This is a genomic window from Paenibacillus sedimenti, from assembly GCF_014534655.1.
GTDB lineage: Bacteria > Bacillota > Bacilli > Paenibacillales > NBRC-103111 > Paenibacillus_E > Paenibacillus_E sedimenti.
Window position 1 is genome coordinate 258,808 of sequence record NZ_JACVVD010000006.1, and the last position, 20,643, is coordinate 279,450.

The window sequence follows — 20,643 nt, forward strand, 5'->3', positions numbered from 1 at the left end:
GACGTTATACTTAGCCGCCATTCAGCCGAAATGAAAAAGCTGCCCCCAAAGTAGACAAGCTACTAAGGCGACAGCTTTTTTTCATGAATCAGCTTTTATGGAGATGGCTGGCTTCTTCACTGAAGCAAAACGTTTGAGATTTTTGAGATCTTTGAACCCAATGAACTTTTTCGTTTCCTCGTTCCAGATCTGGAACTTTAGGGATTGCAGGCTAGTCCATAACGTTATCGTCTGTACATCACGTAGTACCGCATTTTTATTATGAACCTTTTCCAGGTAATAGTTGGGAACACGAGGACTTAGATGATGAATGTGGTGAAAGCCGATATTTCCCGTGATCCAGTGGAGGATTCTCGGCAGCTTGTAGAACGAGCTTCCATGCATGGCTGCTTTCACATAATCCCATTCTTCTTCATTCTCATAATACGTTTCCTCGAATTGATGCTGCACATAGAAAAGCCAGATTCCCGCCATGCCCGAAACCAGGAAAATCGGTCCGTGAACCAACAGGAAGGATTGCCAGCCGATCGCCCAGCACAGCAATGCTATCGTTCCCGCGATACTTAAATTGGTGATATACGTATTCATGCGCTCTTTGACCGAAGCACGCTTGCGGTTAAACCGGTAATCGATCAGGAAAATGTAGATCGGGCCGATGAGAAACATGACTGCGGGATTGCGATACAATCGATAATACAATCTGCGCGGCAGCGATGACGACATATATTCTTCCACGGTTAGCGTCCAAATATCCCCTACGCCTCTACGGTCCAAGTTCCCGCTGGAAGCGTGATGAACAGAATGCGTATATCGCCATTGATGGTAAGGGACGAATGTCAGTATGCCGGTGATGGTCCCTACAAGCTCGTTCGCTATTTTGTTTTTGAAAAAAGATTTGTGACAGCAATCATGAAATATAATAAAAATCCGTACCAGGAATCCGCCTGCGACAATCGTCAGAGGAAGAGTCAACCAGAAAGAGATTGAAAGACTCAGATAAGCGAAATACCAGAGTAGGAAAAATGGTACCAGTGTATTAATCATTTGCCACACACTGTGCTTCATATGTGGTCTTTCGTAAGGCGCGACGTCGGAACGCCACCCGCCTTTTTCCTCATAAGTCATTCTTATAATACTCCCTCTTCCGATACAAGTCGGATCTTATTTGCAGTTATCTTGATGTATTACGCCGCAATAATGAAAAGGTTCCCACGGCACTTTATACGAGATCACGACCTTCTCATCATACGGGCGAATTCTCTTTTTGTAAAATGAAATATAAGTCATTTTAATAGAATAATTCTTAGACGTTCTCCAGAGCGGTTAGTCCTTCAAATGAGCAAACGTTCATTAATAAATGCCGGGCAGCATCTTCCGGATCGGTATAACGAAAAACAACACTAGCAAATAAGGGGTTTAAGACCTTTATTTCATACCATTAAATCTCCGTTCAATCGTCAATAATCTATATAGTCAATAAACGAAATGGAGGTTTAGGCCTATGCCCGATTGGCTAGAAATTGGATTACGAACATTATTTGCAGTGGTTACTCTTTTTTTAATGACCAAGCTTTTAGGCAAAAGGCAAGTATCCGAGCTATCTTTTTTCGAATACATTACCGGCATTACCATCGGCAGTCTTGCAGCATACATTTCGCTGGATATGGAGGCGACTTGGTATTTGGGTCTAGTCTCATTGTCCGTCTGGGTACTTGTCTCATTAGGCATTGAGTTTTTGCAGCTTAAAAGCAAAACGGCACGAGATTGGATTGACGGCAAAGGAACGATACTTATTAAAGATGGTAAAGTTCTTGAAGATAATTTGAAAAAAGAAAGACTTACCTCCGATGAATTGTTAGAAAAGTTGCGTTCGAAGAATGTATTCCAAGCAGCCAATGTCGAGTTTGCGGTTATGGAACCAAGTGGAGATATCAATGTACTTGTCAAAAAAGAATATCTACCTTTAACTCCTGCCCATCTGGGCATTAAAGTCGGACAGATGCATGAACCGCAGACAGTCATTATGGATGGAAATCAGATGGACGAGCCGCTCGCGGCTATCGGACTTAATCGGGAATGGCTCCATACTGAACTGGATAAGCTGGGGGTTACTGTCGAGAATGTGTATTTGGGACAAGTCGATTCTTACGGGCAATTGTATGTGGATCTATTCGATGACAAGATTAAGGTTCCCGAACCCCAACAAAAAGCGTCTTTATTGGCTCAATTAAAGAAATGTGAAGCTGATTTGGAGATGTTTGGACTCTCTACGAAAAATGAAAAATCAAAGCAACTATATGAAAAATGCTCAAAAGAGCTTGAAAACGTGATTGCGAACGTTAAACCATTACTTGCTCGTTAGGAAAAGCGAAAAATGTGAATTGAATATGACCGTAATTAGCATACTAAAATCATATTGATTGGAGGTGTTAGAGGAAGATGTTTTCGAAAAAGCGTAAGATAAAAGGAACTGCCTTGTTATTCTCTGCATGTATGATGATTGCTACAGGATGTACGGTGAATAATGCAAATGATGATCAGGTAAGGCAACAAGGAACACAACAAGGAACTCATATTCAGCAGGATCGAAATCAAGATCAAGACCAAGCGAATGGAAACAACGATAATCGTGTTCAAGTCGCACAACAAGCAGCAGACAAACTTACTCAGCTTAACGGAATCAGGCAGGCGAATGTTCTTGTCACTAGACGAAACGCCTATGTGGCAGCAGGGGTGGACACCAATCAGACTCAGCTTACTCCGGATCTGGAGAATCAAATCGCCCAGCAAGTCAAATCAACCGACCCGAATATCCAAAATGTATACGTATCTACGAATCCCGAATTTGTTGATCGTGTCAATACTTATGTCGCGGATGTAGGGCAAGGAAGACCTGTTGCCGGTTTTTTTGAGCAATTTAATGATATGGTCCAACGTATTTTTCCTAATGCGAGATAATCTTTTGGACGTAAAAAAGAATCCCGACTTCGAAATAAGACAAGTTGGGATTCTTTTCCTTTTATGAGCATATAAATCAGACATGCCTTTCTAGGAGCTGGTTTATTTGTTTTCGGTACATAAAATAGCTGCTATCGTAATTGGTAGTTTATGTATCTCAATCGGTATCAATTTTTTTCTGATGCCTTTTGAGATTTTGGATGGCGGCGTAATTGGTGTAGCGCTAATAATCAACTATTTATTCGGAACCAAAGTGAGTCTTGTCATGTTCTTATGCAGTATCCCTATCTTTACACTAGCATGGTTTTATTACCGCGATATGCTCTACAACAGCGTTCATGGGTTATTGATTTCGTCTTTCATCATAGATTTATTGGAGAAGTTCCAGGATATATTTCTTTTTTATGTGAAAATGTCCCCATTTTTCAGTGCTCTTATTGGGGGATTTATCGTAGGCACCGGTATTGGCATCATGTTAAAATATAAAACCAGCACAGGCGGAACCGACCTGCTCGCCCAATTTCTAACGAAAATCATTCCCCTCAATGTCGGCATTCTTATTTTTATTATTGATGGATTGATCGTTAGTCTTGGAGGATTACTGCTATCAGCAGATACATTCCTTCTATCCATCATCACGATAACAGCAGGAGGGATAGCGACAAGTTTGTGTACGATGGAGTGACCTTTATTCGCCGAAAGGCCGATAGGGCCTTTCGACGTTGCTGATCGGTATCCAATCCAATGGATATAAACTGTCCTTGATTAGATTATACAACTTGCTTCACCATATGCATTTGAATGGTGGATTCATCAATCAGGGCCATGGCTTCAACCATAAAGGTCTCTTGCATGATTTTGGCTTCCCCTTGTTTAGCTGCTTCCGGGCTTTCCCATTCAACTATTTCTACCCAGACGCCCTTCTCTGTATTGAAGAAAACCTCACGCTTTACGAAACCCGTTACCTCGTTAAGCGCCTTTTGCAACTGGTTAACATGCCCCATAAAGGTTTCCGTACTCACCTCCTGCTTCAATCGATACGACACCACTTCCATACATAACTTCATGTTCATTCATCTCCTTGTTTGATTAGGATTAAGTCACTTACAAGCTCACTTTAACACCGAATGTAGACAATTCTTGTCACCTTTCTATGCTATAGTTAGCATGAGGTGAAGCTGATGAACAAAACTCAAAGGCTTATTGAACTGCTGCTTACGATGAATACGCGACAAAAGTTTACGCTTAAAGAGCTTGCAGAAAGGTTCGGCGTCACCAGAAGGACGGTTCTGCGCGATCTTGACGAGCTTAGCGCTCTGGGGGTACCTCTTTATGCGGAACTTGGCGTTCATGGAGGATACCGAATATTAAAAGAGCGGACGCTGCCTCCCATTTCATTTTCAGAAAAAGAAGCCGTTGCTCTCTTCTTTGCAAGTCAATCGCTCCAATTTTATCGCGCCTTACCTATGGAGTCGGACTGGCAGTCAGCGCTTGCGAAGTTTTATCACGTTTTACCGGACGACGTCAAAGAGAGAATCGACAAGCTCCAACGTCGGCTATTATTCTGGGTTCCGGCTCAGACCTGGGAAACGGCTCATTTACCTGCCTTGCTTGAAGGCGCCATTGAACAGAGAGTACTTCGCATCTCTTACGAATCGGAAACTGGACGCAGGGAAAGAAACATACAACTAATAGGCCTCTATGCCATGAACGGAAAATGGTACTGCCCTGCTTACGATTTTCGCAGCAGTGAGTATCGCTTGTTTCGGGCGGATCGGATCCTGTCGGTTACAGACAGCCCGGACCAAACGATGAGGAAGAATCACGATAAGCTGCTTATCGCCGATTGGTTCAGTAAGGATCAGGAGCGAGAGGAGAATGTAGCGGAATTTGAGTTGAAAGTCCAGTTAACGCGACGTGGTGTGCTCCTATGCAGTAATGATGCTTGGCTTGGCAGTGGACTGACCGTGAAGGAAGACGGAAGCGGATACATAAGCAGAAGGATTTCTTCCGGATATATGACTTGGGCGGCCTCATTTTTTGTCAGTTGCAGGGGGGATGCGATCGTGGAGGAGCCGCAGGAACTAAGAAGGATGATCCGGGATCAGCTTCGCGAACTGATAACCATTTATGAAGAGGAGTGAGTTTGCCGATATGAAGAAATCGATGAACCTCAAAAATATCGGGGCGAAAACGGAGCCCTGGTTACGCGAAATCGGCGTTAACGGCTATGATGATTTGAACCGCATCGGATCCGTTGAAGCTTACAGGAGATTGAAATCTCTTTATCCGGATAAAATCAGCTTACTCGCTCTTTATGCTCTAGAAGCTGCGCTTTGGGACATTCACTGGCTGGAACTTGCACCCGAAATCAAAGAGCAATTAAAGCGAGAAATTTGAAAGGTTTCGTCTAGACCTTCGGCCCAACCGTTAGTCACCCTATCTGCCGCCTGCCCGACCGCCCAGTGTAAATTGTAAGTGAGTTTGTTCACTACGGCTCCAATCAGATGCGCCATTGGAATTTGCCCAATAAAATCACCCAATAATGCTGGTTCCACCGGCAAAATTGGCGAGTTGACTGCATAAATTCCAATGTTCTGTCGTAATCGCGGCGCAAATGGCCAATTTTACTGTACATTTTCCAATGGCTGGGCCCACTAAATAATCAAGGGGTATCCTTCCAGGTTTAACGACCCTCGAGGATACCCCTTGGTGACTACCAGAAAAGCTCGCCATGTCCCAGCAGACGGGACAAGCCTTCCACAAAATAATAATCCCCGTAGATCAGCGGGACGTCGATGTTCTTGCCCTCGGGATAATGGCTTGTGCCGTGCAGGATCAAGCCTTCTTCCGTCTCGGAATCCCACGCGCCGTAGTTCGCATAAAGCGAGTGCAGGATGCGCTCTCCCGCCTGGCGGTAGAGGGACGCTTCCTGCCCGCTCACCTGCTCGGCGAGCAGCAGCAGGCCGCAGGCGGCACAAGCGCCTGCGGACGAGTCGCGGTATGCCGGGATGCCTTCCGGCAGACGGAAATCCCAATGCGGGACGGCGTCGTCCGGCAAATTGGCCATGAAAAAATGCGCTGCGCGCTTGGCGGCATGCAGGTATCGCTCATCACCCGTGTGATGATGGCTTAGCGCCATGCCGTAGATCGCCCACGCCGTGCCGCGGGACCAGGCGGACTCAGGGGCGAAGCCCTGGCCGCCGTTCACTTCGAGCTTCTCGCCGGTGTGCGGATCGAAGATCACGATATGATTGACGGAGCCATCCGGACGGATGAAGTGCTCCGCCGCCATATCGGCATGCCGAACGGCGATGTGCTTGTACCGCGGGTCTCCGGTTACCTTGGAGGCCCAGTGGAGCAGCGGCAGGTTCATCATGCAGTCGATGATGGCCCAGCCGGAGTTGTCTTCACCTTCGCGCCAAGGGTTCCAGGCGCGGATGTAATTGCCCTGCACGTTGAACCGTGCAGCCAGCAGGTTCGCCGCGAGCAGGCCGCGGCGCTTAGAGTCTTCCGCGCCGAGCAGCTTATAGCGCGCGACGCTTGTTAGTGTCCACATGAAGCCGATATCATGATCCAGCTTGTAGTAATCGGCGATGACCTGATCGAGCTGCTGCTCGCAGGACTCTGCCAGCTGCTTCAATGCCTCGTCCTTCGTGTCCCTATACAAGAGCCATAACAATCCCGGCCAGAACCCGGCCGTCCACCAATATGCAGGCTCCAGCTTGTACGTCCCTCCCACGCTCGCATGCGGGAAGCCGTCACCGATCCGCTTGCTTGTTCTTCCAACTTTGGCGACAGTTTTCTCCCAGGCTTGCTGCGCCCAATCTTTTTCTAAATTCATCTCTGCCACTTCCTATTTGATTTAATTGTACTTTCTCTCGAAGGCCACGACGCCAACAAACGTGAATCCCACGCGCATTATGGGGCTGAATAACGACCTAACCTTGTTGTGCGCTGCTTAGCCGTTCGCCGAACATTGATCTGAAGCCGAACGCGGCACGGATGCGCGTGATATCGCTGCATAACGGCGGTCTTGTCCGAACAACCGAACAAAGAACTCTGATTGCGTATGTTTGGTCGCTATTTTCGTTGCGGAAACAAAGAACAAAGGACGCTGATTGCGTATGCTTGGTCGCTATTTTTGTTCCGAATCATAAAAATACGGCTCTAGAGAACAAAATTCCATAATTTACGAACGATGTTCGTTATTTTTGGTACTTTGTTCTTAATTCCATTCTGTACGTGTTTCTCCCTCAATTCAGCGCCTCTTAAGTCGTAATTTACGAACGATTGACGCTGATTAGTCTGACTTCGGTTCCAACTCCAACCAGCATACTAAGAATAGTGAATCTGGGTCTCCAACGCGTGCAAATCCCGGTCGCGCTCATTGGAATGCTACATGGTGATCGAACCCCATTGTATACTTCGAGCACCGTCTAACATGGGTCAGGCCCAATCATATTGTCCTATCAATCGCTAAATGTAAAAGTAAATACTGCCTCTACGCTCAGAGACTGTCCTTTCACAGGCAGCTGCTTAGAGCTGAAATCCAAGGCATAACACTCCACTTGCTTGCCAAAATGGTCGATATGCAGCAGCTTCTCAACGCGCCAACCCAGCTTATCCGGATCATAATCGATATAAAGCGCCACAGCAGCTTCGGCATCGGTTCCTATCCGAACGCGCCCGTCCTCCGCCTGTTCAGGTCGATGCCAGCTCATAAAACGTTCGCTAATCGCGTCAGGAGCTTCCGAGAATTCAAAAGTATCGATAAGTTCAAGATAGGGAAGCTCTGATTTGTTCCATATGAACCGTCTTCGCAAAATTTGAAGCGTCTCTTCCGCATAAGCGCTGGAAAATTCAATATGAAAAACATCTCGCTCGCCAGTTGAGCTGTAATCCATTAACTCCGCACGTGCCTGGGCGCCCGCCCGTTGATACCGCCCATTAACCACCGGCACCGAGTGCCCTTGCGCACCGTTGCACAATATATCGTAGCGCCCGGCGCCAAAATATTCCCGTGTATATTGTCCGCTACCCAAATCGGTTAAAAGCGCCTCGCCGCCCGCATACAACATGAATTGCCCGATATCGTTATGATTATGCGGCTCATCGTTATGCCCGCCTTTGGCGGCAAATACATAGCTGCCTTCGCCATCAGTGCGCACTTGCCGGGAAACAAGCCACTGCGCATCCGGTAAATAGTACGTAGCCGATGTCCACCCTGCCCCGCTTCCCGCCTCTTCGCCAAGCCACAGCAAATTGCGCACTGCCGGCGCCCACCGGCTGCAGTGGTCATCATTGAAACCGGCTCGCAGCGAGGCTTCCGGCATTTCCACTTCGGGGTACAAGCGCTTCAAATAGCTGCTGAGCCCCATGAAAATACCCGCTTCTCCGAGAGAATCGGAGAAATTCACTACGTGCCTGCCATCCATGAAGCATTTCTGCTGGAACAAGGCGATCTCACGCACCTTGTCGTCGGCAAACCAATCCACCGCGCCACCCGTGCGGCGCTTAATCAGATCGGCAGCGTAGACGAAGAAGCCGAACCCGTACTGCCAGTACATGTAGCCTTCGGTACATGCACCGTCAGCTTCGAAGCCGCGCAGGTAAGAAGCCAGCGCGGGGAACGCTCGCCCCAGCACGGCAGCGAGCTCCTCTTCATCCGGCAGCGTGTAGATCGCTGCCGCCGCAATCGAGCCGCCGCAAACGGAGGCCCAGTTGTGCGTAGCCGTCTCCCAACCGAAGGGAGACTGCGTTGCAAACGGCCGCAGTACGCGGCGCAGCACTTCGGCCCGGATGCGCGCGCGCAGCAGCAGAGGCAGCGCATCCCCGTGGAGTGCTGCAATCTCGCTTAGCGCGAACGCCGTCTCGGCAGCGAACAAATCAATCGTCAGTGCGTCAGTCTCTGCGTTCCTCAGCGTGCCCTCGGCCACCAGCATCTCCGGCCCATGCAAAATATGTGCCGGTAAACACCACGTGTATTCATCGAGGATCGACCAGATTACTTCCCGCAAAGCCTCCGTATATACTTCGCTCTCAGGCTCTAGCCACGCCATCAACCCAAACGCGGTCAACCGCTTTCGCCTCCGGAAATAAACCCGCTCGTACTCGCTGCGCGAGCCCGTCTCCGCAAAAAGACGGAAGAGCAAATAGGTCAGCTCCGGCATGCTTTCCTGTAGCAAAACTTCCGCTTCTTGGCGAATCTCTGCAACCAATGTCCGACTTTCATCTGAATCTATCAGCCTCTTCCGAACCTGTTCCGGATCGGAATCGCCGAACAACAGCCCTGAAGGACTCAGCTTCACGTCAGACAGCCTCAGCTGAAGCTCAGCGGCGTTCATCGCCTCGTTCATGCCTCACACCTCTTCCAAAATGAGAACTCCGTAGGCCTCCACTTCCACGGCTCCAGCCGGAGCAATCTCTCTCTTACTTAAAAGATCGCGATACTTCCTATCCACATATACGTTAGCCTTGTCCTTGTTATGATTAAGCACGAATGTAAACGTACGACTACCCTTATGCCGCTGCGTCAGCTCAACTCCGCTATCTGCGCGGAATGGAGCGGCAACCCCGCTCTGCTCGCAGAGCGTCCGGCACAAATCCGCGACGAACCGCTCCTCCGCGTCGGCCGCCACATAGTACGCCTTGCCTTGGCCAAAGGCGTTCTCCGTCAAAACCGGCATGCCTGCGTAGAAATCGTCGCCGTATACCGCAAGCGGCTTAGCGCTCTCCACATGCAGCAGATCGCAAAGCAGACCGCACGCGTACTCGCCCGCAAGATGCCCAAACCCGGGAGCCGCCATGACGATGCGGTTCTTCATCTCCGGCGGCAGACTGTCGATCTCCTCGACCCATATACCGAGAAGGTCGCGAAGCTCCCCGGGATAGCCGCCTAGGGTGACAAGGTCGTTCTCGTTGACGATGCCGCTGAAGAACGTCGTCACGAACGTGCCGCCTGCACGGACGAACGCCTTCACCCGGTCCGCGACGCCTGGCTTCAGCATGTAAAATACCGGCGCGGCGACAATGTCATACCCCGACAAGTCGCTGAGCGGACTGATTACATTGACGCCGACGTTCTGATCGTAGAACGCTTTGTAATACTTCTGCGCTTGCTTCGCATAATCCAGATCAACGCTAGGGCCGCTCGTAATTTCGACCGCGTTCCACGTGTCGATGTCGAACAGCAGCGCCACCTTGGATGCCAACCGCGAATCGAGCAGCGTGTCGCCCAGTTCCTTCAGCTCCGCGCCGAGCTGAGCGCATTCGCGAAACACGCGCGTATCCTCGTGACCCACATGCTCGATGACCGCGCCGTGGTACTTCTCGCAAGCTCCGAAAGACCGCCGGAGCTGGAAGAACATGACCGTGTCCGCGCCCCGCGCCACGGCCTGATAGCTCCACAGCCGCATCACGCCTGGGCGTTTCAAGCTATTGTAAGGCTGCCAGTTCTGCTGGCTCGGCGTCTGTTCCATCAGCATGAACGGCTGCCCATTCTTTAGTCCGCGCATGTAGTCGTGGCGCAGCGCGACGTTGCTCATCGGCTCGTTCATCTGCGGGTAGCTGTCCCACGAGACGACGTCCATGTGCTGCCCCCACTTGTGCAGATCAAGCCCATTGAACAGTCCCCAGATGTTCGTCGTCACCGGAATGTCCGGCGTGATCCGTTTCACTGCGTTATACTCACCCTGATAACAGGCGAGGATGGAATCGGACATGAATCTTTTATAATCTAACGTCATGCTCTGGAAGCAGCGATTATCGCCATTCAGATTCGTAGGCGGCACGATGTCTGCCCAATCGTAAACGGTATGCCCCCAGAAACTCATATTCCATTGCTTATTTAATTCTTCAATCGTCCCGTATTTTTCCTGCAACCACACGCGAAACTCAGCCGCACATTGACCGCAATAACAATGAGGCCCATACTCATTGCCAATATGCCAGATCAGCAGCGAGGGATGCTCGTGGTAGCGCTCAGCCAACTTGGCAGCCAGCCGCACCGAAAACTCACGATACACCTTGCTGTTTGGACAAAAGTTCACCCGCGATCCGTGCGTCCGCTTGCGCCCGTCGATATCGACAGGCAGCACTTCCGGGTATTTACGCGACATCCATGCCGGCTGCGCTGCAGTTGAAGTAGCCAAACAGGCGTAAATCCCATTCGCGGCAATTAAATCAAGGATTTTATCGAGCCATTCGAATGTATACTCGTCCTCCGATGGCTGCAGCTTAGCCCAGCTGAACACGGGTAACGTAACTACGTTAATGCCCGCTTTTTGAAACAGCTCCATATCTTCATGCCAAATCTGCTCCGGCCACTGATCCGGATTATAGTCTCCGCCATACCAGATGGTCGGAAGTTTGGTATTGATCATCATTCAATCCCGCTTTCTCCCAGATTGAGAAATAGAGAGAACCGGAGTCCTCTCTATGCCCTTTAAGCTTTATTATTTTTTAGCGCCGTCAATAAGCTTTTGCGCGCGCTCTTGCGTGTTTTTAACCATAGTATCAAGGTTTTGTTTATCCAGAATCAGCTTCTCGTACTCTTCGTTGATAACTTTGTACACATCCGCTTGGTAAGAAGTCGGAGGAACCAGCTTGGACGCTTTGGCATTCGTGAGCACTGCGATCAAAGAGGCTTTGTCGACTTTCTCAGGGTTTTTGGTGCCTTTCAGAATCGTATCCACGATAGCCGTGAGCTGATCGTTCTTTACTTTCGACCAAGATGGTACGTACTTGCCTTGAACAAGCATGCCGTCAGTAGTCAGGTAACGAACGAAGTTGTATGCTTCTTGCGGGTGTTTCGCTTTAGCGGAAACCGCGTAGAAGTCTGTTGTCACCATGGAGTAGCCGCCTTGGTCGGACGCGCTGTTTTTAGGGAATGGAGCGACAGCTACATCGAATTTAAGCGGATATTGCTCGGTACCGCCAAGCTCGGAGTTCATCCAGCTTCCGATTACAACCATACTTGCGCTTTGGTTGAAAAATTGCGGACGGTAGTGCAGCTTTTGTGAAATCATATCTGCGTAAGGCGTAGAAGATTTATCAACTTTCTCCATGCTATAGCGCATCTCAATCGATTTGCGGAACAGCGGGCTGCTTAAGTTGGACGTGCCGTCCGTTTTCAAGTAATCCGCGCCATCCGCCTGATTCGCCATTTGCAGACGGGCAAACTCTAACCAACCGCCGCCTTGAGGACCATGGAAGTAAGTGCCGTAACGCTTAGCAGCGCCTTCGCCTTTGGTCAGCTTTTTCGCATAATCCTGGAATTGATCCCAAGTCCACTCTTTCGGAACTTCAAGACCCGCTTCTTTCAAATGATCTTTATTCAGCATTACGTACCAAGGGTTGAACTTGCCGGGAAGCGCATAGTACTTGCCGTTCAGCTGCGTATCCACTTTATATTCTTCCGGCTCTTTAAAGCCTTCTTTGGCAATGAAATCGTCCAGAGGTGCCACCATGCCAAGTGCTACGCGCTGTGCGTACGCGCCTGCTTCACTGAACATCATAACGTCCATATCTTCGCCGGATGCTGCGGAAAGGTCCAGCTTTTTGAAATATTCCTGCGTGTCGCCTTTTTCGCTTAGATTAACGAGATCAACCTTAACGTTCGGATATTTTCCTTGGAAACCTTCAATGATCTTGCTCCAGTTCTGCTGTGATTCACTGCCGTAAGCGTAGAACTTGATGGTGACCGGATCTTTCTTCGCCGCAGCAGTACCTGCCGGTGCCGTCGTCGCTTCGGGTTTAGCGCCTCCGCAGCCAGCCAACAAACCGATCGTCACAGCTCCGCATACAAGTCCTGTGAGTAGTTTTCTTTTCATATATGCCCCTCCGTTTTTTGTTTTCTAAAGCGCTTTCTCTATGAACAACCTCATTATAGCAAGAGGTCCAAACGAAAGGATGACGCGATCTTGACCACATTCGACGTTATTTTTACCACATAAGAATTTATTTAAGTTTCCGATGGGTCGGAAAACGAAATTCTTATTGGCGAATAAACCTTCCCCAAATTGGGGTCCCCGCAAAGTATTCGGAATTTGCATCGAAGCATCACTTCACTTTGTGGGGTAGGGTAGAGGTTTATCTCACTTTTCGGCGCGTTGTTCTCTTGTTTCCGATAATCCGCGGTATTCTTGCGGCGTGACGCCTGCGACCGTTTTGAACATTTTGATAAAATAGCTATGATTATCATACCCAAGCGACTCGCAGATCTTGGCGACGGACAAATTGGTCTGATCCAAAAGCTCCTTGGCCCGCTCCACTTTCATGCGGTTGACGTATTCGATGAACGTCTCGCCTGTCTCCTTTTTAAACAAACGGCTGAAATAACTCGGGTTCAAAAAGAGCTGCTCCGCCACTTCATCCAGAGAGATCTTCTTGTTCAAATGGAGTGAGACATACTGGCACGCATCCAGCACTTCAGGCCGCTTGCTCAGCACCTTCACTTCTCCGGCAACGACAAAGAACGACGTGAAGAAATGAACCATCCACTCGCCCATCTCCTCCAGCGTGTCCATTTCGAGCAGTTCCCTGTGCAAAATTTCGACGGAAAAATGATTCCGGAACAGCTGCATGCTCTTCAGCTTGAGCTTTAAATCCAGCACAAGCTTCAGAATCCAGTCCTTGACCGTCTCGGGCGGGAACCGTTGATCGTTCAGGTATGCGACCCAGTGACTGACCATGGGCTGAACCTTGTCCGGGTTGCCCTCGATCAGCATCTCGCGCAAAGCGCTGACCGCCTCGTCGTAGACGGCGAACAGATCCTTGCCGGAGTAAGTCACTGCTTCTTTTTTCTCGATCGTTTTGGCCTTCATATAGAAGCGCTGTCCGTAAGCGCCCAGAATTTCGTTCAACTCTTGCTTTAATTCCGAAGGCGTCGTACAGATCCGTCCGATGATAAAAGAAATTCGGATCTTGAGCGTTTTCTCCACCATCGCTTGAAGCTTCATAAGAAGTGGAATCGCCAGATCGTAAGGATTCGTCTTGATCCCGCTGACCGATGGAATGAAAATGAACGAGCGCAGTACGTCGTAGGCAAAATGAACCGCCCCCGGCTCCTCGCCGCGCAGCACTTCCTCCATAATGTTGTTGAGCGCGAAGCGCAGCACATCATCACTCACAAAGCGTTGTCTCGCGAGCCGCTGACCGTCGATATAACAAGCCACGGGCAGGCAGCTCCGTCCCTTGAGCCCGAGTCCGAAGGACTCCGCCTCCTTCATCCAAGCTTCCGCGCTCAGCACGGGTTCATGAATCGTCGCTCGGAGGAAGCTTTCCTTATGGTGCTCCCGATTGCGGTCTACGAGTTGCCGCAGCTCATTCTGCCTGCTCAGCGTGCTGCTCTCCTCGTCGAGACTTGTCCGGAACTGCAGCAGCAGCTTTTCCAGATCCTCAGGATCCAGCGTATCCTTAAGCAAATAATCCTGCACATTGAGCTTCATCGCTTGCTGTGCAAATTGAAACTCGCTGTGGCAAGAAAGAATCGCGACGCGAATGCGCGGATGCTTTTCCTTCAGCTCGCGAATGAGCTCCAGCCCGTTCATGCGCGGCATCCCGATATCCGTGACGACGATATCCGGCATGTCGTGATTCGCGGCTTCAAGCGCAACCGCACCGTTTTCATATAACCCCGTCACTTCCATACCGAGCTTATTCCAGTCAATGGCGCCGGACAATAGCTCCAGTACCGGGTAATCATCGTCTACAAGCATGACTTTATACATCTTCATGCACCTCCTCTTGCTCTTGCATTTGCTTAGGAATGATTAGCGTAACTGCGGTTCCCGCTCCTATTTCGCTATCGACCTGCATAAGGAACGCATCGCCGAACGTCATGCGCATCCGTTCATTCACATTCTGAAGTCCGATGCTGGAAAAGCCTTTCTTCTTCTCAGGCTCTGCAAGAAGCATTTCGTCCGTATGCATGGCAAGCTTGCTGCGAAGCCGCTCCAAGGTTGCCTGATCCATCCCTTGGCCGCTGTCCCGGATACAAATACGGATATGGTCAGCTTCGGCGTGCGCATTCAATTGAATCGTCCCCGCCTGTTGATTCAAGCCATGAATAAGCGCATTCTCAATGATCGGCTGAAGGAAAAACCGCGGCACCTGCTCCAGAAATACATCGTTATCAATGTCGATCTCTAGATCGACCTTATCTTTTTGCCGCATATTCATCAGTTTCATATAGTCAATAACGGTATCCACCTCATCATGTAGGGGGATGTTGCCTTGATCTTGAATCGTCATACGCAGCAGCTTCGAGAGTGAAGCGATCATCTCTGCACTTTCCCGGTCTCCTTTGCCCAGCACCTTCATCCGAATGGAGTTCAGTACATTGAAGAGGAAATGCGGATTAATCTGCGCCTGCAGCATATCCAGCTCCGCCTTACGCTTGCGCGCTTGCGTCCGCGTCACTTCAATAATCATGTCCGAGATCCGATCCAGCATCTGGTCGAACGATTTGCCGAGTCGGCCGATCTCGTCCTGGCCGCGAATCGAGCTGCGCAAATGCAGCTCTCCTTTTTGCACCGAAGTCGCGACTTTGTCGAGCTTGAGCAATGGCTTCGTAAAGGCACGAATCGCCACCATTAACAGGATGAAAAAAAGGATGAACGAAATGAGCTGGAAGGTGAACACATTTTCGAAAATCGAATTAATCTTGGAAACAGCAGTGCTATAAGGGATTAACGAGACGAGCTTCCAGCCGTTCACCGCTAGAACTCGCTTGGAGATCAAATAATTCTTGCCGTCAATCTGAACAATATTGTCTTCCTGCTTATTTAATTGTTTCAAATAAGGGAAACTCGTGCCGATTTGGTTGATATCCGCATGGGAGATAATTTGGTCGTTCCCGTCGAGCAGCATGACTTCTTGCCCTTGGACGGCCGACACTTCCCGGAAATAATTGCCGATCTGCCTTTCCATAATGGTTACGACAATAACCCCGGTTCGACTACGGCTATCCAACTGCCGGACGGCAGTGAGTTGATAGGGACTTGTCGCCTTATCCCGGCGAAACTCGGTTGGCGTGACACCTACCCAATACGAATCAAGGCCCTGAAAACCTTGTACCTTCGTGATCCAAGGCTTAGTTATCAGAAGCACCGGGTCGAAATCATCATCTTTACGGTAGTTCATAAAATACGTGCCATTACTCAAAAGGATGGTTAGATAACTCGGTTCTCCAGCTGCCGTTACGCTTTCAATCTTGGTCATGATGTCAGCCCGAGCTTTGTATTCCTCATACGCAGGATTGGCTGTACCCCAGTCACCGGATATGAACTGCTTAAACGTCTGGCCGATGCCGGACTGCTCCACCTGGAAGTAATTCATCAGATATAACATGTGTTTCAGTGTATTCGTCACATGACCGTCCACCAGCTGCAATGTCTGCTGCGCGTTGGATACGGCCTGATCTTTTACCGCGTCACGCGTTAAATAGTTATATACGACCAGCGTCACTAACGTTGGAATGAGAATACAAACAATCGAGGCGGCTATCAGCTTGCCGCGAAATGAGGTCATGGATAATTTGCTTTTCAACTGAAGTCAGCCTCCCTTCTACCGCTTAAATGATACGCCAAAAGAGGAAGAAACAGCGTCTCCCTCTTCTTATCATTATAGTATATATGCGGTCGATTGGATAACGGCAGCGGGATGCCACTTATTACCCTTTAACGCCACCCGTTGCAATGCCTTCAATGACACTCTTCTGTCCGATTAGGAAAATGATCAAAAGCGGAACAATCGCGGAGACCGCGCCCGCCATGATCAGGGAGTAGAATTCCCCGTTCAGGGATGCGAACTTCTGTATCGCCAGCGGGATCGTGTACAATTTATCGGTACGCAAGAAAATGAGTGGGTTTTGGTAGTCGTTCCATGTCCAAATAAAACGCAGAATCGCATACGTCGCCACCGCGGGGCGAACCAGCGGGAACGCAATTTTCCAGAAGATGGTCCAGTGGCCGGCGCCATCGATTTTGGCCGATTCAATGAATTCGTTGTGAATGCCCATGAAAAATTGGCGCAGCATGAAGGTCCCCAGAACGCTGAAGCAGCCAAGAAGGATAAGACCAAAGTGATTATCGAACAAGCCGATGTTCCGATACAAAATAAACTGCGGGATCAAAATCGCTTGAGACGGCACCATGTAAGTAGCAAGAACGATCAAGAACAGCCATTTGCCTGCTGGAAAATCGATTTTGGAAAAGCCATAGGCTGCCAATGCAGAAACTATACATGAGATAAACGTTGTAATAACGGATACTTTAATAGAGTTCAAATAGTAGAGATAAAAGGCTGCTTTCCCGAACCACACCGTTTTGTAATTGGCAATCGCGTTCCATTGCGTTGGAATCCATTCAATCGGATATTTAAATACATCTGTTTCCACTTTGAATGATGTCGATACCATCCAGAAAAAAGGAAGAAGGAATAACAGCGAAATGATGAACAAGACGATGGTTGCGATGATCTTGGATAGCTTTAATGGTTCCTTCATTTGTGTATCCCCCTTTATTAATAATTAACCCATTTTTTCTGGCCGAACCATTGCAGAACCGTAATAGCTAAAACAAGGGCGAACAAAACAACAGCCATAGATGAAGCATAACCAACACGCAAATTAATGAATGCTGTGTCATACAAGTTCCAAACAATCATGCTTGTAGAGTTTAATGGTCCGCCTGACGTTGTAACGGCAATCAGATCAAACACTTTGAACGTAGAAATAATCCCTGTAACGAGTAAGAAGAACGATGTTGGCGATAGGATCGGGAACGTAATACGGGTAAATCGAACCCAGGCGCCAGCACCGTCGATTTCGGCAGCTTCATAGAGATCTTTGGGAATCGATTGTAAGCCGGCCAAGTAAATAATCATGTTAAAACCGATGGAAACCCACACTGAAATCATCATGACCGATGATAAAGCAAAGGAAGGATCAGCGAGCCATTTCGGCGGATTCTGAATCCCGATCGACATCAGGAACTGATTGACAGGACCTGCAGAGGGATGGAACAGAACCATCCATACGATGGCTACAGCAACTGTGCTGGAAATGTAAGGCATGAAGAAAGCGACTTTAAAAAAGCTTTTCCAGTAGACGTATTTGTTAATCAAAATAGCCAGAACAAGTGAGATTATCATGTAAACTGGCACGGTGAGCAAGAAAATCATGTTGTTGCTCAAGGATTTGATGAAAACATCGTCGTTGAACAGCTTCGTAAAGTTATCCGCCCCCACCCACTTTAATCCCTTTAGGCCTGCTACGAAGTTCCAATCAGCGAAACTAAGAACGAACGTAGCGATGATCGGCAGCAAGGTTAATATGGTGACTCCGATCAGCATCGGGGATACGAAGAGAAATCCGGCGAGGCTTTCCTGCCGGCGCAGCGCTCCTTTTTTATGTCGAACTTTAGCTTTCGTAAGCGTTTGTGTCATTGTATTCACGGCTTCTTCACCTCATAATCGTGATGTTTGTGCTACTGTATGGACTCATTATAGAGAAACGGCGATGCAGAACCATAACGTTATTTTGATTTTTCCGTCTCCTATTTTGACTACTTGGCCAAATCGCGATACATCCTGCCTGACTTTCCGTATAATCGGGTCATAGCCTATGAAGACATGGAGGTCTACTTACGATGACAAAAGGTTGGGAGCTGCCGATTACCCGCAATCCGCTGCGGGATAAAGAAGATTTGGCTCGCGCATTCGCCGAGCTGACGGATCCGCTGAAACCCCATTACAGCAAGGGCTCTGCCCGATTGTACATTGGAAATACGGGAACCAGCTATACGGATGAAGTCGCGGGGTTTGAGGGATTTTCACGCATTTTGTGGGGGCTTGCTCCTCTGCTCGCAGGCGGAGGCGACAGTGACCTGTGGGATGTATATATAGAAGGGATCAAAAACGGGACTAACCCCTCCCATGAAGAATATTGGGGAGACGTGAATCATTACGACCAACGGCTGGTGGAAATGGCTGCCTTCGGTTTAACGATGGCTTTGGTGCCGGGACAGCTTCGGGAGAGGCTCAGTGATCAGGAGCTTGGAAGGCTGGTGGATTGGCTGAGCCAGATCAACGATCATCATCTGTATGACTGCAACTGGCTGTTCTTCCGCGTGATGGTGCAGCTGGGCTTCAAAAAAGCCGGATTGGCTTACAGCCGGGAGCTGATCGAGGAAATTCTTGTTCAAATCGAGCGCTTTTATCTCGAAGACGGCTGGTATGCCGATGGCGTAGGCGGCCATAGTGACTACTACGTGCCTTTTGCTATTCATTATTATGCGTTAATCTATGCCGTGTTTATGGAAGAAGAGGATCCGGAGAGAACGATGATTTATAGAGAACGGGCTGCCCTTTTTGCCCAGCAGTTTATTCACTGGTTCGCCGAAGACGGCAGCTCGCTGCCTTATGGCCGGAGCTTGGCGTACCGCTTCTCTCAGTCGGCATTCTGGAGTGCGCTCGTCTTTGCAGGCGTGGAGCCCTTCCCGCTCGGCGTGATGAAGGGGCTTGTCCTGCGGAATCTGCGCTGGTGGTTTGCGCAGCCGATCTTTCAGGCTGACGGCGTGTTGACCATCGGGTACGCGTACCCGAATCTGGTCATGGCCGAGAACTATAACTCGCCCGGCTCGCCGTACTGGGCGATGAAAACATTCCTGCTGCTCGCGCTGCCGGACGAGCATCCGTTCTGGGCGGCGGAGGAGCTGCCGCTGCTTCAGCTGGATGAGGTGGCGGTACAGAAAGCGCCGCACCTTGTCATGTGCAGACAACCTTTGGCGGGGATAGAGGGCGAATCAGGGACTAGGGCGAGAACGCCGCATGTGCTCGCCTTTAACTCAGGGCATCCGGCGACGAACGAGCATACGCACACCTCGGCCAAGTACGAGAAGTTCGTCTACTCGACCTTCTTCGGCTTTAGCGTCCCCCGCGCCGAGTGGGGACTGGCACAGGGCGCCTTCGATTCGATGCTGGCGCTGAGCGAAGGCGACAATCTGTACCGCGTCAAGCGCTCCAGCGTCGAGACACGGATCGAGGAAGGCGTCGTCTACGCGCGCTGGAAGCCGTGGGCCAACGTGGACGTGCAGACGTGGCTGGTGCCCGGCACGCCTTGGCATATCCGCGTGCACCGCATCGACACGGCTCGAAGATTGGATGCCGCCGAGGGCGGCTTCGCCCTCGGCATCGACAGCGGCCGCCAGCCGACCGGCACGCTCGAGACGCGCCATGCGGAGCAGGCCGTCGCGGCGGTCAACGCGCTGGGCGCGAGCGGCATCAAGTGCGTGTTAGGCGGAGGCTCGGTCGAGCTGATCCAGCCGAACGCCAACACGAACTTGATGCATCCCCGCACGGTGATTCCGACCGTGCGGACGTCGATCCAGCCAGGCGTGGCGTGGCTGGTCAACGGTGTGTTCGGCGAGCCGGCGGTTCGCGGCGACGCCATGTGGCGAGCAGCCGCTTGGGAGGCTGCTCCCGTTGCGGAAGCGAGCGCGGGCGAGCTTCGCGTGTATGCGCAGGCGGGCGGCGAGCTTTTGTTCCGCCGCGCGTTATAAATAAACAGCCGCCCGAGGGTTTCTTATCCTCGGGCGGCTGTTTGTATTAGTATGCGCGCGAATCCTGCTGCAGCTCCTGCATGAACTGTCTCGATTTAGCGTCTAGAGCGTCGTTATTAGC

At 50.0% G+C, this 20,643-nt stretch carries 16 protein-coding genes; 6 read left to right on the forward strand and 10 right to left on the reverse strand.

Features of this window, described 5'->3' with window-relative positions:
* Nucleotides 1–81: 81 nt before the first annotated feature.
* Nucleotides 82–1,125, reverse strand: a complete 1,044-nt coding sequence (gene desA / locus ICC18_RS18640) for a Delta(5) desaturase DesA (protein WP_188175942.1) — start codon at nt 1,123–1,125, stop codon at nt 82–84.
* A 376-nt stretch (nt 1,126–1,501) separates the two neighbouring features.
* Between desA and ICC18_RS18645 the strand changes: the two genes are divergently transcribed.
* The 3 genes from ICC18_RS18645 to ICC18_RS18655 all read left to right on the forward strand — a co-directional run bounded on the left by ICC18_RS18645 (nt 1,502) and on the right by ICC18_RS18655 (nt 3,643).
* Nucleotides 1,502–2,362, forward strand: coding sequence for a DUF421 domain-containing protein (locus ICC18_RS18645; protein ID WP_188175943.1), 861 nt, complete (start codon nt 1,502–1,504; stop codon nt 2,360–2,362).
* 77 nt (nt 2,363–2,439) lie between these two features.
* Nucleotides 2,440–2,958, forward strand: coding sequence for a YhcN/YlaJ family sporulation lipoprotein (locus ICC18_RS18650; RefSeq protein WP_188175944.1), 519 nt, complete (start codon nt 2,440–2,442; stop codon nt 2,956–2,958).
* A 106-nt stretch (nt 2,959–3,064) separates the two neighbouring features.
* On the forward strand, nt 3,065–3,643 hold the full coding sequence (locus tag ICC18_RS18655; RefSeq protein WP_188175945.1) for a YitT family protein: 579 nt from the start codon (nt 3,065–3,067) through the stop codon (nt 3,641–3,643).
* 85 nt (nt 3,644–3,728) lie between these two features.
* Here the strand turns inward: ICC18_RS18655 and ICC18_RS18660 are convergent, their stop codons facing one another.
* The gene (locus ICC18_RS18660; protein WP_188175946.1) at nt 3,729–4,025 is read right to left on the reverse strand and encodes a hypothetical protein; all 297 of its coding nucleotides are present in this window, start codon (nt 4,023–4,025) and stop codon (nt 3,729–3,731) included.
* A 114-nt stretch (nt 4,026–4,139) separates the two neighbouring features.
* Between ICC18_RS18660 and ICC18_RS18665 the strand changes: the two genes are divergently transcribed.
* Nucleotides 4,140–5,102 carry a helix-turn-helix transcriptional regulator gene (locus ICC18_RS18665; protein WP_188175947.1) on the forward strand — a complete coding sequence of 321 codons (963 nt, stop codon included), beginning with the start codon at nt 4,140–4,142 and terminating at the stop codon, nt 5,100–5,102.
* A gap of 10 nt (nt 5,103–5,112) precedes the next feature.
* Nucleotides 5,113–5,358, forward strand: a complete 246-nt coding sequence (locus ICC18_RS18670; RefSeq protein ID WP_188175948.1) for a TfoX/Sxy family DNA transformation protein — start codon at nt 5,113–5,115, stop codon at nt 5,356–5,358.
* Nucleotides 5,359–5,674: 316 nt separating this feature from the next.
* On the opposite strand, the gene ICC18_RS18675 is transcribed toward ICC18_RS18670, so the two are convergent.
* The 8 genes from ICC18_RS18675 to ICC18_RS18710 form a co-directional block, all read right to left on the reverse strand.
* Nucleotides 5,675–6,802, reverse strand: coding sequence for a glycoside hydrolase family 88 protein (locus ICC18_RS18675; protein WP_188175949.1), 1,128 nt, complete (start codon nt 6,800–6,802; stop codon nt 5,675–5,677).
* 628 nt (nt 6,803–7,430) lie between these two features.
* Entirely contained in the window at nt 7,431–9,317 is a 1,887-nt protein-coding gene (locus tag ICC18_RS18680) for a heparinase II/III domain-containing protein (RefSeq protein WP_188175950.1), read from the reverse strand.
* Nucleotides 9,318–9,320: 3 nt separating this feature from the next.
* Complete coding sequence (locus tag ICC18_RS18685) at nt 9,321–11,342, reverse strand: beta-galactosidase (RefSeq protein WP_188176057.1); 2,022 nt, start codon at nt 11,340–11,342, stop codon at nt 9,321–9,323.
* 72 nt (nt 11,343–11,414) lie between these two features.
* On the reverse strand, nt 11,415–12,791 hold the full coding sequence (locus tag ICC18_RS18690; RefSeq protein ID WP_188175951.1) for an ABC transporter substrate-binding protein: 1,377 nt from the start codon (nt 12,789–12,791) through the stop codon (nt 11,415–11,417).
* A 264-nt stretch (nt 12,792–13,055) separates the two neighbouring features.
* Nucleotides 13,056–14,690, reverse strand: a complete 1,635-nt coding sequence (locus tag ICC18_RS18695) for a response regulator transcription factor (protein ID WP_188175952.1) — start codon at nt 14,688–14,690, stop codon at nt 13,056–13,058.
* Entirely contained in the window at nt 14,683–16,509 is a 1,827-nt protein-coding gene (locus ICC18_RS18700) for a sensor histidine kinase (RefSeq protein ID WP_223192682.1), read from the reverse strand. Before ICC18_RS18700 ends, ICC18_RS18695 begins: the two co-directional genes overlap by 8 nt.
* Before the next feature lie 124 nt (nt 16,510–16,633).
* Complete coding sequence (locus ICC18_RS18705; RefSeq protein WP_188175953.1) at nt 16,634–17,467, reverse strand: carbohydrate ABC transporter permease; 834 nt, start codon at nt 17,465–17,467, stop codon at nt 16,634–16,636.
* A 17-nt stretch (nt 17,468–17,484) separates the two neighbouring features.
* The gene (locus ICC18_RS18710) at nt 17,485–18,408 is read right to left on the reverse strand and encodes a carbohydrate ABC transporter permease (protein ID WP_188176059.1); all 924 of its coding nucleotides are present in this window, start codon (nt 18,406–18,408) and stop codon (nt 17,485–17,487) included.
* A gap of 203 nt (nt 18,409–18,611) precedes the next feature.
* On the opposite strand from ICC18_RS18710, the gene ICC18_RS18715 reads away from it, so the two are divergent.
* Nucleotides 18,612–20,522, forward strand: a complete 1,911-nt coding sequence (locus ICC18_RS18715) for a DUF2264 domain-containing protein (RefSeq protein WP_188175954.1) — start codon at nt 18,612–18,614, stop codon at nt 20,520–20,522.
* Nucleotides 20,523–20,643 lie beyond the last annotated feature (121 nt).